14 protein-coding genes are annotated in these 14,309 nt (G+C 37.0%); 9 read left to right on the top strand and 5 right to left on the bottom strand.

What is annotated here, in order from left to right; all coding sequences use genetic code 11:
- The 6 genes from AC3DU7_RS09725 to AC3DU7_RS09700 form a co-directional block, all read left to right on the top strand.
- On the top strand, positions 1-976 hold a 976-nt coding region (locus AC3DU7_RS09725), incomplete at its 5' end, for a hypothetical protein (protein WP_488039148.1).
- Between the two features lie 162 nt (positions 977-1,138).
- Positions 1,139-1,420: a hypothetical protein gene (locus AC3DU7_RS09720; protein ID WP_488039147.1), complete on the top strand. Its 282-nt coding sequence runs from the start codon at positions 1,139-1,141 to the stop codon at positions 1,418-1,420.
- Between the two features lie 142 nt (positions 1,421-1,562).
- Positions 1,563-2,135 carry a Uma2 family endonuclease gene (locus AC3DU7_RS09715; RefSeq protein WP_488039146.1) on the top strand — a complete coding sequence of 191 codons (573 nt, stop codon included), beginning with the start codon at positions 1,563-1,565 and terminating at the stop codon, positions 2,133-2,135.
- A 178-nt stretch (positions 2,136-2,313) separates the two neighbouring features.
- Positions 2,314-2,877, top strand: coding sequence for a Uma2 family endonuclease (locus tag AC3DU7_RS09710; protein ID WP_488039145.1), 564 nt, complete (start codon positions 2,314-2,316; stop codon positions 2,875-2,877).
- Positions 2,878-3,048: 171 nt separating this feature from the next.
- Positions 3,049-3,609 (top strand): hypothetical protein, encoded by a 561-nt coding sequence (locus AC3DU7_RS09705; RefSeq protein WP_488039144.1) that lies wholly within the window; start codon positions 3,049-3,051, stop codon positions 3,607-3,609.
- 84 nt (positions 3,610-3,693) lie between these two features.
- Positions 3,694-6,876: a CHAT domain-containing tetratricopeptide repeat protein gene (locus tag AC3DU7_RS09700; protein ID WP_488039143.1), complete on the top strand. Its 3,183-nt coding sequence runs from the start codon at positions 3,694-3,696 to the stop codon at positions 6,874-6,876.
- Between the two features lie 162 nt (positions 6,877-7,038).
- Here AC3DU7_RS09700 and AC3DU7_RS09695 read toward each other — a convergent pair whose 3' ends face one another.
- Complete coding sequence (locus AC3DU7_RS09695) at positions 7,039-7,683, bottom strand: Uma2 family endonuclease (RefSeq protein ID WP_488039142.1); 645 nt, start codon at positions 7,681-7,683, stop codon at positions 7,039-7,041.
- A 143-nt stretch (positions 7,684-7,826) separates the two neighbouring features.
- On the opposite strand from AC3DU7_RS09695, the gene AC3DU7_RS09690 reads away from it, so the two are divergent.
- A complete protein-coding gene (locus AC3DU7_RS09690) occupies positions 7,827-10,562 on the top strand; it encodes a valine--tRNA ligase (protein WP_488039141.1) in 2,736 nt (911 codons plus the stop codon).
- 100 nt (positions 10,563-10,662) lie between these two features.
- Here AC3DU7_RS09690 and AC3DU7_RS09685 read toward each other — a convergent pair whose 3' ends face one another.
- Positions 10,663-11,472: a hypothetical protein gene (locus AC3DU7_RS09685; protein WP_488039140.1), complete on the bottom strand. Its 810-nt coding sequence runs from the start codon at positions 11,470-11,472 to the stop codon at positions 10,663-10,665.
- A 138-nt stretch (positions 11,473-11,610) separates the two neighbouring features.
- The gene (locus tag AC3DU7_RS09680) at positions 11,611-11,901 is read right to left on the bottom strand and encodes a hypothetical protein (protein WP_488039139.1); all 291 of its coding nucleotides are present in this window, start codon (positions 11,899-11,901) and stop codon (positions 11,611-11,613) included.
- Between the two features lie 251 nt (positions 11,902-12,152).
- Here AC3DU7_RS09680 and AC3DU7_RS09675 point away from each other — a divergent pair, with 251 nt between their 5' ends.
- Both AC3DU7_RS09675 and AC3DU7_RS09670 read left to right on the top strand, forming a co-directional pair.
- Complete coding sequence (locus AC3DU7_RS09675; RefSeq protein WP_488039138.1) at positions 12,153-12,521, top strand: Uma2 family endonuclease; 369 nt, start codon at positions 12,153-12,155, stop codon at positions 12,519-12,521.
- 98 nt (positions 12,522-12,619) lie between these two features.
- Positions 12,620-12,814: a Uma2 family endonuclease gene (locus AC3DU7_RS09670; protein WP_488039149.1), complete on the top strand. Its 195-nt coding sequence runs from the start codon at positions 12,620-12,622 to the stop codon at positions 12,812-12,814.
- A 143-nt stretch (positions 12,815-12,957) separates the two neighbouring features.
- Here AC3DU7_RS09670 and AC3DU7_RS09665 read toward each other — a convergent pair whose 3' ends face one another.
- Positions 12,958-13,731 carry a Uma2 family endonuclease gene (locus tag AC3DU7_RS09665; protein WP_488039137.1) on the bottom strand — a complete coding sequence of 258 codons (774 nt, stop codon included), beginning with the start codon at positions 13,729-13,731 and terminating at the stop codon, positions 12,958-12,960.
- Positions 13,732-14,120: 389 nt separating this feature from the next.
- On the bottom strand, positions 14,121-14,309 hold a 189-nt coding region (locus tag AC3DU7_RS09660; RefSeq protein WP_488039136.1), incomplete at its 5' end, for a WD40 repeat domain-containing protein.

The raw sequence follows: 14,309 nt of genomic DNA, 5'->3' as shown, positions 1-14,309 counted from the left end.
ACTAAAATTCCAACTAAGTCTAAATATGAAAAATTTTACAATTAGTCTATTAGCATTTCATCTATATTCAACCTTCCTAGAATCTTCAGAAAAAAATGATGATAAAGGCAAATTTTTATGGGAAAACCTCGCCCAACTAGGAGAAAATTCTCTACCATTTTTAGAACTCAAATATTTACGTCATCAATTAATTTGCTATGACCAACATGGCAATTATAATTCTGCCTTTAAATCCAAAGAAAATACCTGGTGGATGAGTAAATCAAAGCAAGCAATAGACTTAAGTGTAATTGAAATAGAAAACTTAAAAATAGCAGGAGATTTCCAACCATTTCTACTCAACGACACCTACGCTGCCGACCTAACTCTCACCCCAAAATCATCAGCAGAAAAACTAGACATTTCTCAACTCAAACAATTCCCCATCAAAAGTCTGTTACCCTCATCAATTCAACCATCATTAGGAGAAACATTATTAATTTATGGAGAAATAGACCAAGAAGTAAATCCCCAACAAATAGCCAATGAATGTGTAGAAAATTTATTCGACTCAGCCCAAATAAAACCTGTATTTCTCAACCAAGGGGAATTATTTAAAAGCTTACTATTTGAATACGAAGCAACAGAATTAAACACCGCCAACAACCAAACAAACAAAATCAAAATATTAGTCTTATTAAACAATAGTCAAGCACAAACAATTGAGCTAGCAGAAAAATCCTACGAATGGATATTACAACTATTGTGCTGTCGCCATAAAATCAACTTGATTTATCAAGAAGCACGAAATCTCTATCCCCAAGCAAGAAAATTTTACGACAAATTAGAAACACAAATGGAGAACTTCTCCCAAATAACAAAAGACCCAAAAACCAGACTAGAATCTCTCAAACAAATCCTCGAAAAAATACCAGAAGACTATCTATATTATTCCCGTTACCTGCGAGACTTAAAAGCACATAAAACCGCCCTCTAAACCAACTCCACAAATTACTAAATATGCCTAAAAAAGATAGAAAAAATTAGTAATATTCCCCAATATTGGCAAGACTTCCTGAATAAAACCTGCCCGCTCTGGCACAGACAAATTGAAACAGACATCAACTACCTTTCCCCCGGCCAAAACTTATTTGAACAGATGGTAAACACAATTAGAGGCATGGCAGAAATAGACCAAGCAGAAAGCGATCGCCACTTAGAAAGAACCATTCAAATTATTGGTGTAGGATTAGGAACAGGAGCAATTATTGCCTCTAGCAGTGGTCATATTGATGTACCTTTGACTCTCAAACCTACTGGGAAATTATACACAATTCATCCCGTTATTTTGACATTAACCTTAAGTATTTTAGCAACCCTATTAGCAGGAGTAATAACCTGGTATTTTAGCAATACAAAAAAGAAGAGAAATAGATTTTAGAAGATAACAAAAATATTAGATTCAGCAATCAATAATTACATTGAATTTGATTACCATTTTAGTCGTAGCTACAACGATAATATTTACAGCGATCGCTAATAATATGTTAAAATCTATATAAGTATATTTAACCAATTTAATTATGATTGCTCAACCTGAAAAATCTCAAAAAATGACAGCGGAAGAATATTTAGAATGGGAAGCTAAACAGGAATTTCGTCATGAATATGTGGATGGAGAAATTTTAGCTATGACTGGAGCAAGTCTTCCTCATGTTGACATTGCCCTTAATTTTTATACAGCTCTTAGACCCCATCTCCGTCAAAGAGGATGTCGAGTTTATGTGTCTGATGCTAAAGTTCAGGATGCTAAAAATAATCGTTATTTTTATCCAGACTTAGTTATTAGTTGTAATGATGACGATTTAAAATCTCGTACATTTATCCAAAATCCTAGTGTAATTATTGAAGTTCTTTCTCCAAGTACAAGAGGTTACGATCGCGACGAGAAGTTTAAATATTATCGTCAATTTTCGAGTTTGCAAGAGTATGTTTTAGTAGATTCAGAATCAATTTCTGTGGAAATTTATCAACGTGGTGAAGGTAGAATGTGGCTTTATTCTGCATATACAGAGGGAGAAGATTTTACATTATCTAGTATTGAATTTAATTGTGCTGTAGATGTTTTATATGAGGACGTTAGTTTTGAGGATTAATGATAGGAACATTAGAAATATTTAATTTACTATTACTAATAAAACTCAAACAAAAATAACTCTTTGCTCGTAGTTTGACTTTAGCCCTAATCCAAACATATTTACAATCAGAAAAAATAGCAGACTTATGAATTCAGCTATAATTAATTATCCATATAAAATTGAGGAACTAATAACTATGGAATTAGCAACTGCATTTATTTCAACCACAGATTATCTGGAAGGGGAAAAAATGAGTCACATTCGCCATGAATATCTCGGCGGTCAAATATTTGCTATGTCTGGTGGTAGCGAAGAACATAACCGCATTTCAGGTAATATCTACGCGAGTTTATTAGCACACTTACGCGGCAGCGGATGTAAAACTTTTATTGCAGATATGAAAGTTAAAATTGCCATTGCCGAAAATAGCTCGAATATTTTTTATTATCCCGATGTGATGGTAACTTGCAACCCACAAGATACAGAAAAATATTATAAAAGTTTTCCTTGTTTAATTGTAGAAGTACTTTCCCCTTCTACCCAAAATTTAGACAGACGAGAAAAACGGTTGAATTATCAAAGTTTAACAAGTTTGCAAGAGTATGTATTGGTCGATCAAACAGAAATGAAAGTAGAAGTTTATCGTCCGTCAGGAACTGGTTATTGGTCTAAAGAAAGTTTAGGAAAAGAAGATTTTTTAGAGTTAAAGTCGGTGGGGTTAACTTTAACAATGGCTGATATTTATGATGAGGTTTTATAGCTTTAAACATTTAGTGTATTAGTAGTTTGAGTTATCTAGGAGAGAAGGGGGAATTTTTGTAGCATTAGTTTTAACTCTGAGCAAGAAAAGAAATAAATATAGAAAATTGCATAAGTGCTTGGTTGCCCAGAAATATAATTCAGTATTCGCAATAATTTGAGGGCTGGATTTATGCAAAAAAATAAAACTTTTTTAGACAAAAAACTTTTTGATATAGTTGTATATGTTAGTTTATCCACTTTAGTAATGCTGATATCAACAACATTCTTTATGGATATACAAGTACATTTGCAATGTGAAAAATCTGTATCTGGGGAAATATACTGTCAGTTAACTACAACCAAGCTGCTGAAACAACAAAAACAAATACTTATACCTGGTGAGTTAAAAAGTGCAAGACTCAAGATAGACAGTTATGAAGAAGGAATATCTTATAAAATTATGCTGGAAACACCGAAAGGTAAGATTCAGTTCGGTATGTCAAGTTCACAGAAAGCAGGCAAAAAAAAGATAGTAAATCAAATTAATAATTTTATTAATAAATCAAATATCAATCTATTGGATATCAAACAAAATAATACTAGAATTTACTTAGCACAATTAATTTTTTCTGGTTTAATTTTGATTCTTTGTATATTTTTCATTTTCTTACAAATTTTATCAATCCTCAGACCATGGCTCAAAAGTATGATTAATAATCCCTCTAAAAAACATTCTATATCTATAAGATAAAAAGCTACAGGAATAATAAACAATTGTATTAAATTATTATAGTAGAAAATTTTATAAGTAATATCAAATTTAAGAATTAATTTTATGAAAGCAATAATTAAATATTCTCTAGTGTGGGGAGCAACAATTATTAGTATTTGTGGATTAACTGTAGGGATGGCGAAACCAGTAGTAGGGAAAATTCAACCTACTGTGGTAGCACAACAGTCTAGGGGAGTGAATAAACTAGAGCAACTTCTTCAAAAAGCAATTGAGTTTTCAAAACAGGGAAAATATAGTGAAGCTATCTCACTATTAGAAGTTGCCTTAGTTATTGTAGAAAATGCAGGTGTTTCTGAAACCGTTGATGCAGCAAAATTGATGAATTTTCTAGGTCTACAGCATTCTTATCAAGGGAATTACACAGAAGCCTTATCTCTATTTCAACGATCTCTGGCAATTTATGAGAAAGCATTGGGAGCCGATCATCCAGAAGTCGCTACCGGCCTCAATAACTTGGCATCACTGTACCGTAACCAAGGGAATTACACAGAAGCCTTATCTCTATTTCAACGATCTCTGGCAATCTATGAGAAAGCATTAGGAGCTGACCATTCAAGCGTTGTGGCCAGCCTCAACAACTTGGCATCACTGTACCGTGACCAAGGGAATTACATAGAAGCTTTACCTCTATTCCAAAGGTCTCTGGCAATCACAAAAAAAACATTAAGAGCTGACCATCCCTGGTTCGCTACCACCCTCAACAACCTGGCATTACTGTACCGTGCTCAAGGGAACTATACAGAAGCCTTACCCCTATACCAAAGGTCTCTGGCAATCAGAGAGAAAACATTAGGAGCTGACCATCCAGAAGTTGCTATCAGCCTTAACAATCTGGCACAACTGTACCAAGACCAAGGGAACTACAGCCAAGCAAAACCCCTATACCAAAGGTCTCTGGCAATCTATAAGAAAGCATTAGGAATTAACCATCCCTTTGTTGCCACCAGCCTCAACAACCTAGCAGGAATGTACCAAGACCAAGGGAACTATACAGAAGCCTTACCCCTATACCAACAGTCACTGGCAATCAATGAAAAAGCATTAGGAGCTGACCATCCAGACGTTGCGGCCAGCCTCAACAACCTGGCATCACTGTACCGTGACCAAGGGAATTACACAGAAGCTTTAGCTCTATTCCAAAGGTCACTGGCAATCACAGAGAAAGCATTCGGAGCTGACCATCCCTGGGTCGCCACCAGCCTCAACAATCTGGCATCACTGTACCGTGACCAAGGGAAGTACAAAGAAGCCTTACCCTTACACCAAAGGTCTCTAGCAATCAGAGAAAAAGCATTAGGAGCAAACCATCCAGACGTTGCCCAAAGCCTCAATAATCTGGCATTACTGTACAAAGACCAAGGGAAGTACAAAGAAGCCTTACCCTTACACCAAAAGTCTCTGGCAATCAGAGAAAAAGCATTAGGAGCTGACCATCCCTGGGTCGCCACCAGCCTCAACAACCTGGCATTACTGTATCATGCCCAAGGAGATACAACCAGTGCCATTGAATATCTCACCCGTGGAATGGAAGTAGAAGAAAGCACCATTACTACTTTCCTCGCCACAGGTTCGGAAAGCCAAAAACAAGCCTCCATGAGAAAGCTCTCAGTCACAACTCACGGAACAATATCCCTACACCTCCAAGACGCACCCACCAACCAAAAAGCAGCCAACCTTGCCCTTACTACCATCATCCGACGCAAAGGTCGCATCCTCGACTCTACCATCAACTCCTTCCAAACCATCCGCGACAACCTCATCCCAGAAAATGAAAAACTCCTCGATGACCTTTCAACTACTCGCACTCAACTAGCTGCCCTCATCTACAATAAACCAGAAAATCTCCCGCCAGAAAAATATCGCCAACAAGTCGCTACCCTCAAAGGCAAAGCAGAGAAATTAGAAGTAGACCTTTCTATTGCTAGTGTAGCATTTGCTCAGACCACTAAACCAGTAACTATTGAAACAGTACAACAGTTAATTCCTGCTGATGCAGCATTAGTGGAAATTATGCAATATTACCCTTACGATGCCAAAGCTAATAAATGGAAACAACCCCACTACGCAGTTTATATCCTCCACTCCACAGGCGCACCACAATGGTTAGACTTAGGAGCAGTAGCACCCATCCACAACACCATTAATGAATTTCGCGCTCAATTATCACAACCAGATAGCTCCATCCAAGAAGTTGCCCGTACCTTAGACCAACAAGTCATGGAACCCATCCGCCAAAAGCTAGGCAATGCCAAACACATACTCTTATCTCCAGACTCCCAACTCAACCTCATTCCCTTTGCTGCTTTAGTCGATGAAAATAACCAATATTTAATCGACAACTATAATATTACCTACCTCACCACTGGACGCGACTTAATCAAACTAGACATCGACTTCCCCAGCAAACAACCACCAATATTAGTTGCCAACCCCGAATATGACACCCCAGGAAATCCTACTTCTGTTCGACTCGTGGCTAATAATCAGCGTGGTAACAAAAGACCTACAAGAGATTTAGGCAGTTTTTTATTTGCCCCAGAAAACTTAAGTTTTGGAGCATTATCAGGAACAAAAGCAGAAGTGGAAGCTATTGCACCAATGTTATCAGAAGTGACTTTGTTAACGGAGTCCAATGCCACAGAAAATGCCATTAAACAAGTGAATGCGCCAGAAATACTCCATATTGCTACCCACGGTTTCTTTCTGGAAGATTTAGAAGAAGTTGCACCACCAATATTGGCAGGGGGTTTTAATACTGACATTCCCCAAGCAACATCCAACAAATTAGAAAATCCATTGTTACGTTCGGGTATAGCTTTAGCAGGGTTTAACTCTCGTGAAAGTGGTAATGAAGATGGAGTAATGACGGCGTTAGAAATTGCGAATTTGAGTTTGGGGGGTACAAAGTTGGTAGTATTATCTGCTTGCGATACGGGAGTGGGGGATGTGAATGTGGGAGAAGGAGTTTATGGTTTGCGCCGAGCGTTAGCTATTGCAGGTAGCGAAAGTCAGGTAATTAGTTTGTGGCAGGTGGATGATTATGCTACGAAGGATTTTATGGTGAAATATTATCAGCGGGTGTTGGATAATGAAGGGCGTTCGGAGGCAATGCGACAGACACAGTTAGAGATGTTGGGAACAGAGGAATATCAACATCCCTATTATTGGGCATCGTTTATTCCTTCTGGGGAATGGCGGGGGATAAATGATGGTACGAGCAAGTAATATCATGTCCGGATAATTAGTGATAAAAAAACTTTCTCTTTCTTTTCTTCTTTCTTCCCTCCTGTTTGCGAAGCATTCCGTAGGAAATTCTGTTTGCGGAGCATTCGGTAGGAAATTATGAGTAGTTTATTTATAACTGTTCAACCGGACATGATATAACTTCTAACTTCTGACTTCCCTTGTCCATTGCCTAACTTGCTTTAAGGTTGCTGTTTCCCCAATAATTAACCGTTGTTCTAACCATTGAGGAATCATTGTCATATCTAACAAAGGAAAAGCTAAACTTTGCGTTATTTCATCATAATTTTTAGTTTCTCTATTCAACCCATAAAACTGCAAAACTTTTCCATTATACCGCCATATTTCCCCTACACCTAATGCTGCATAAATAGGTAACTTATCGATTGAACTATTGGTAATATCAATTTCTATAGCTAAATCTGGGGGTATATCTCCTTGATTTAAGTCAATATTTTGCTTATTTCTCACCTCTGGCTCATTTTGTAAATAAAAACAGGCATCAGGTTCAATTCCTTTTTGAATATCGTCTCTTTTAAGAGTAACAGAGCCAACACTTTTAATATTTAAGTTCCATTCTTCCGCCATAATAAATATTATACGAGCAATAAACCAATTGTTATTCTCATGCTCCATTAAAGGACTCATAATCTGTAAATATCCTCTATCATAAACTAGGCGTTTCGTAGAATTTTCATTTAATTCTTCACTCATACACCTGAAAGTTTTCCAACTAATAGGATGCAAAATTATATAATTTTCGGCTGGTGTTTTCGTGAGTGTTTCCATTGTCTTTTTTTATTCATAAAAAGCGATCGCTTAATTGCTTTAGAGAGTTAGAGCAAAACTACAAGTTTAATTATACCAAACATGATATAAATTATGGCACAATATTAAGGACAATTAAACAGTCCAAATAATCTATATTATCTATGACCAAAACTATACCAGAACTACCAAGCAAATATGACGCATTCTCCACCGAGGCGAAATGGCAGAAATATTGGGAAGAAAACAATACTTTCAAAGCTGACCCTAATCAACCAGGGGACCCCTATTGCATCGTCATCCCCCCACCTAACGTTACAGGACGCCTCCATGCAGGTCATGCTTTTAACAATTCCCTCATTGACGCTCTCATTCGTTACCATCGGATGCGCGGCGACAACGCTCTCTACCTCCCCGGTACCGACCACGCGAGTATTGCTGTGCAAACTATTCTGGAACGGAAACTGAAAGAAGAAGGCAAAACCCGTTATGATATTGGGCGAGAAAAATTTCTGGAACGCGCTTGGGAATGGAAAGCTGAGTCTGGCGGTACTATTGTTAACCAACTACGTCGTTTGGGAGTTTCTACAGACTGGACTCGCGAACGTTTTACCCTGGATGAAGGTTTATCAAAAGCTGTTATCGAAGCATTCACGCGTCTCTACGAAGAAGGTCTCATCTATCGCGGTAACTATTTGGTCAACTGGTGTCCTGCAAGTCAGTCTGCTGTTTCTGACTTGGAAGTTGAAAAGAAGGAAGTTAATGGCAACCTCTGGCATTTTCGTTACCCTCTCACTGATGGCAGTAGTTATGTAGAAGTCGCTACTACTCGTCCGGAAACAATGTTGGGAGATACTGGTGTCGCGGTTAACCCCAATGACGACCGCTACAAAAATCTGATTGGCAAAACTCTGACGCTACCAATAATGGAACGGGAAATACCTATTATTGCGGATGAGTTGGTTGACCTTGAATTTGGTACTGGTTGTGTTAAAGTTACCCCCGCTCACGATCCCAATGATTTTGAAATGGGTAAACGTCATGACCTGCCATTTATCAATATTATGAATAAAGATGGCAGTTTGAATGAAAATGCCGGACCGTTTGTTGGGCAAGACCGTTTTGAGGCACGGAAAAATGTTGTCAAACGGTTAGAGTCAGAGGGTGTTTTGGTCAAGGTAGAGGAGTATAGTCATAGCGTTCCCTATAGCGATCGCGGCAAAGTACCTGTCGAACCATTGCTCTCAACTCAGTGGTTTGTCAAAATTAAACCTTTGTCTGAGAAAGCGCTGGAATTATTGGATAAACACAACCAACCGAAATTTGTTCCCGAACGTTGGACGAAGGTTTATCGCGACTGGTTGGTGAAAATTCAGGACTGGTGTATTTCCCGGCAACTTTGGTGGGGTCATCAAATTCCGGCGTGGTATGCTGTGAGTGAAACTAATGGGGAAATTGTCGATAACACTCCTTTTATTGTTGCTCGTTCGGAAGCGGAAGCGTTGGAGCAAGCAAAAGCAAAATTTGGTGCTGATGTCAAAATTGAACGAGACCCAGATGTGCTTGATACTTGGTTTTCATCTGGCTTATGGCCGTTTTCAACATTGGGCTGGCCTGAAAATACCCCTGACTTAGCAAAATATTATCCTACTAGCACTCTTTCTACTGGTTTTGATATTATCTTTTTCTGGGTTGCTAGAATGGCAATGATGGGAACTCATTTTACTGGCAAAATGCCGTTTGAAACGGTTTATATTCACGGTTTAATGTTAGATGAAAAGGGGAAAAAACAATCTAAATCTGCTGGTAATGGTATCGATCCTTTATTGTTAGTTGAAAAGTATGGAACTGATGCTTTACGTTATACTTTGATGCGAGAAACTGCTGGAGCAGGGCAAAGTGTGAGGATAGATTATAATCGGGAAACTGATGAGTCTACATCAGTAGAAGCCTCTCGAAACTTTACTAATAAAATTTGGAATGCTGCTCGATTTGTGATGATGAAATTAGAGGGTAAATCTCCTCAAGAATTAGGGGAACCGGAGGCGGATAAATTAGAGTTAGTTGACCGTTGGATTTTGTCTCGTTTCTATCAAGTTGTGCAGCAAACTTGCGATTATTTAGATAATTATGGTTTGGGGGAAGCTGCCCAGGGTCTTTATGAATTTATTTGGGGAGATTTTTGCGATTGGTATCTGGAATTAGTTAAGTCTCGTCTTCAAGGTGAGAATGAGATTTCTAAGTTAGTAGCACAACAAACATTGGCTTATATTTTGGATGGAATTTTAAGATTATTACATCCTTTTATGCCTCATATTACTGAGGAAATTTGGCATACTTTGAATCAAGTAGGTGAGGAAAATTGTTTGGCTTTACAGTCTTATCCGAAGTTGGATAAATCTTTAATTAATCCAGATTTGGAAGCCGAGTTTGAGTTATTAATTGGGGTAATTCGGACTATCCGAAATTTACGGTCTGAGGTTGATATTAAACCAAAGGTAAAAATTACGGCTATTTTGCAGAGTGAGAATGAAAAAGAACGGAAAATTTTGAGTAAAGGTGAGGTTTATATTCAGGATTTAGCTAAAGTAGAAAAGTTGAATATTACTCCTAGTGTTGATGCAGAAATTGGTCAAAATATTGCTGGTGTTTTTGGTACTGTGCAAGTTTTAATTCCATTATCAGGAGTAGTAGATATTGAAGCTTTATCTGCTCGGTTGGAGAAGAAATTAGGAAAGTTAGAAAAAGAGATTTTGTCTACTTCTAAAAGGTTGAGTAAACCAGAGTTTGTTAAGAAAGCTGATGCTAAATTTGTAGAGGAAACTAAGAATAATTTAGCAGAGGCAGAAAAGCAGGCAGAAATTTTACGCGATCGCTTACTTCAGTTAAAGTCAAATTAGGCATATTTGGTTGGGTTTAGTTATTGTTAGCCCAACCGTTAATTTTGAAAATAAAGAAAGCAAAGAAATTTGCTACTCAGAGGTACTTATAATTTTGTTGTTAAACAAGTGGATTTTCTATAAACTGAATAAATTGTTTCCCTAAATCTGTTGTTCTACTTTTTTTACGGTTATATTTAACATCTGAGATAATTGTGTCAATATTTTCCGTATACTTGACTGTTCTTACATCAATTTCTTCTATTTGGTTAGCTAGGGAAAATGATATTGAAACTTGTGGTTGAGGAACTGGACTGATAAATGGGCTTTTTTCCTCTTTAAAATTTTTATATACTTCTATCAACTCAATTAATTCTTTATCATTTAGTTGTTTTAATATTTGATTATAAAAACTATGATTTTCTTCTAAATCTGGCAAATGAGCTAAAAATTGTTCGTAATTATAATTATCTATATAATCCAGCATTTTGAGTAATCTAATATGAGATACAGTAAATTCATCAATCCATTTAAGAAAAATTACTTGAATATCATCTTTAAGAGAGTTAGGAATAGCCGAATTTAAAACTGCATTTCTCAATACTGCTAATTTTTCTTGCTGATGCTCACAGTCAGCAATACGAATAGCTTTCAAGAAAGTTGTCTGAAATGTTGGATTATCAAAACTTACTACTTCAATTTTTTGCTGTAAAATCAATAAATATTTTACTAATTCATCTAAAAAATCATGTAGTCTTTGACTAGAAGGTTCTTTAATAGAATTCTCATAAAAAGTTACTGCAAGTGAACCTATTGCAGGAATAGCACTAACTAATGCTTTACCAGCATTATAATTTTTATCCTTACTATTTCCTTGCTTTAATAACTCTAATTTTTCTTGTAGTTGAGAATTATTATTTGTATCGCTCATTAAAGATTTCCTCCTATAATAAATCATAGTTAAATATTATAGCGAGGTTTATCTAAACCGCGTTTGTGGTGAAAACCGTAGTTTTGTAGGTTGGTTAAGCGAAAGCGAAACCCAACAACTTTATAAGAAGAGGTAATTCTAAATTCTTAATTCTTGAAAGCTCCATCCAGACTTCTCCGTAATCTCATTTTGTAAAATTTCCTCAGAGTTAGTAGCTAAATCTGGGGAAGCTGAAAACAGACCAATTAAACCATCTGCTTCTGAATTTATATTTTTAGAGGTAGATTCTAAGTTAGAGTATTCTTGCAAATTGCCAGATTTTTTAGATTCTCGCATTTGCCCAACAATCTTTTCTAATAACCATAACTTCTCATCTAAAGATAAGCCTTTGATGAAACTTTCTAGTTCTAATAATTTTGATGAAACCATATTTTTTATTCTGAAAAATTGGTGGTTAATATTTATAGTAGTATAGTAAATTATTTTTTGAATATCAACGTTATTGTTTGATAAAATCAACAATCTATAGAGTAAAATTAAATTTTTTCCAACTTTTAAGCCTTATTCCTTCCAAACAAGCTAAAATAAAAATAAATCTCTGAAAAAAACAATATTAAATTATGACAAAAAAATAAGGTCTCAAGCCTCCCCTTTCAAGGTACTGATAACTGATAACTGAAATGAAAAATCTTACTAAATGGACAGTAGAAGATTATCATCGTATGATAGATGCAGGAATAATAAAAAATCGTCAAGTAGAATTAATTAATGGAGAAATTATTAATCTGAGTCCAGAAGAACCAATTCATCGTTTTATCAATCATAGAGCAGTTAAATATTTACGTTCTATTTTCGGAAATCTGGCAGAAGTAATGGAAGTACATCCTGTTACTTTAGTTAACTCTGAACCAGAACCCGATATTACCATTGTTCGTTCTCCCGATACATTATATTTAGACCGTCATCCTTATAGCAAAGATATTTACTGCATTATTGAGATTGCTGATAGTACATTACAAAAAGATTTAGGAACTAAAAAGACATTATAGCGCTACGCGCTAGGCAACAGGCAACAGGCAACAGGCAAAAGTAAACTGTGAGTGGGTTTGGTGGATTTAGGAATGTCCTAACCTAAACTTGTAGCGCTATATATGCAAATTCAGGAATAGAAGAATATTGGGTAATTGATATTGCTAAAAAAAATTTAAAAGTATTTCGTAATCTGATGAATAATGAATATCAAATTGAACAAAACTATCAAGATGGAGTTATTTTTCTCATGGCGTTTCCTTCAGTAGAAATTTCTGTTCAAAAAATAATTGGAATTGATGAAAGGGATTAAATGGGCTGTGTAACGGTATCCTTACCATTAATATTTTTTTTGATTAATTGATGTTGGATAATAGTTATATTTAGTTAATTTAAAAGAAGCGATCGCTCTTTAACAACTACTGCTGCTGATAGAGCGATCGCCCATATTATACTTTAATTCAACTGGTCTGGATCGATACCCAACTCTCGCAAACGCGCCGCTAAATTTTCAGATCTTTGTTCCGCCTGCTGTCGCTCTTGCTCGGCCTGCTGTCGCTGAACTTCCGCCTCCAGTCGCCCTTCTCGCTCTTGCTGTAGCTCAAATTCGGCTTCCTGTCGCGCTTCTTCGGAAGTTAAATATCGGTTTCCTTGTTCGTCATACCAATACAACCATTCTCTGGTAACTCCTTGAAATGTTCCTACTTCTGTACCAATACCCAGACCTATTTCTGGCATCCACATTGGGTTGTCTTCTTGCAACTCATATTTCCCTTCTCCATTGAGACGGTATAGAGTCAATTTAGGTTTGCGTACCCGTAGGGGAGCGTAAATTACATAGTACAACACTCCGTATTGAGCATATTTTCTTTTTTTCTGCTTATATTCACCTCCTGGAGTTTTCGATACTACTTCTAATGCAAAGGAAGGTATTATCCCATTTTCTTCCCAGGTGACATAACTCAAGCGCAAGTTTTCATGTTTAACGCGCTCCACTCCCAGACATAAAAAACCATCTGGCGCAATAGCTTTTTCGTCGGGAGAATAATACCATCCCATATCAATACCAAAAAACCAATCGTTACGGTTTGCCCAAATGTAAGCCAGAATTGATTTTAATAACTGAGCAATTGCATCTTGTATTTCGCTATCCACTGGTTTACCGTCTTGATATGGTAATTCTTCCATGGTGGGAAGACGCTTTTGGGTTTGAGAATCTGATGTTAGCATTGTATTGTTTGTCTGTTTTCATTAATTGATGCTTGAAATGGCTTGTCTTTCCGTAATTTAGCATAGGCGATCGCTTTTCGACAACAACACAATAAGTTTGTATGTGTATGAGGTCAAATATCAAAAATTAATACTTTGCAAATTTGCCCCCCTAACCCCCCAACTTTGGGGGGAATAAGAGTCAATTTGCTTCTCAAAGTCCCCCAGAATTGGGGGATTTAGGGGGCTTGAATGTAGCAAATGACTTCTCAGACAACCTCTAAGATGATTCTTGAGGAGTATGCCACCTTTATTTTGCCCCCCGAGCACCCCAACTTTGGGGGGAACAAGAGTCAATTTGCTTCTCAAAGTCCCCCAGAATTGGGGGATTTAGGGGGCTGCGCGCAGCGCTATTGCTCTACCGCTCCTAATGCTGTGAGGCTTGCTTTTTGAATATCGCTTAATCCTTTGACTCCCCTAATGTTGGCGTTTTCATAAGGTCTGGGTACTCTCAGGGTTTTGATGCACTCTCCTGTTTTGACATTCCACAGTTTTATTGTTTCGTCGGCGCTACTACTGGCAAGAATTTGACCGTCGGG

It is taken from the genome of Okeania sp., from assembly GCF_983059655.1.
Note: the sequence above shows the minus strand (reverse complement) of the source record. Positions and strands in the feature narration are given on the sequence as shown.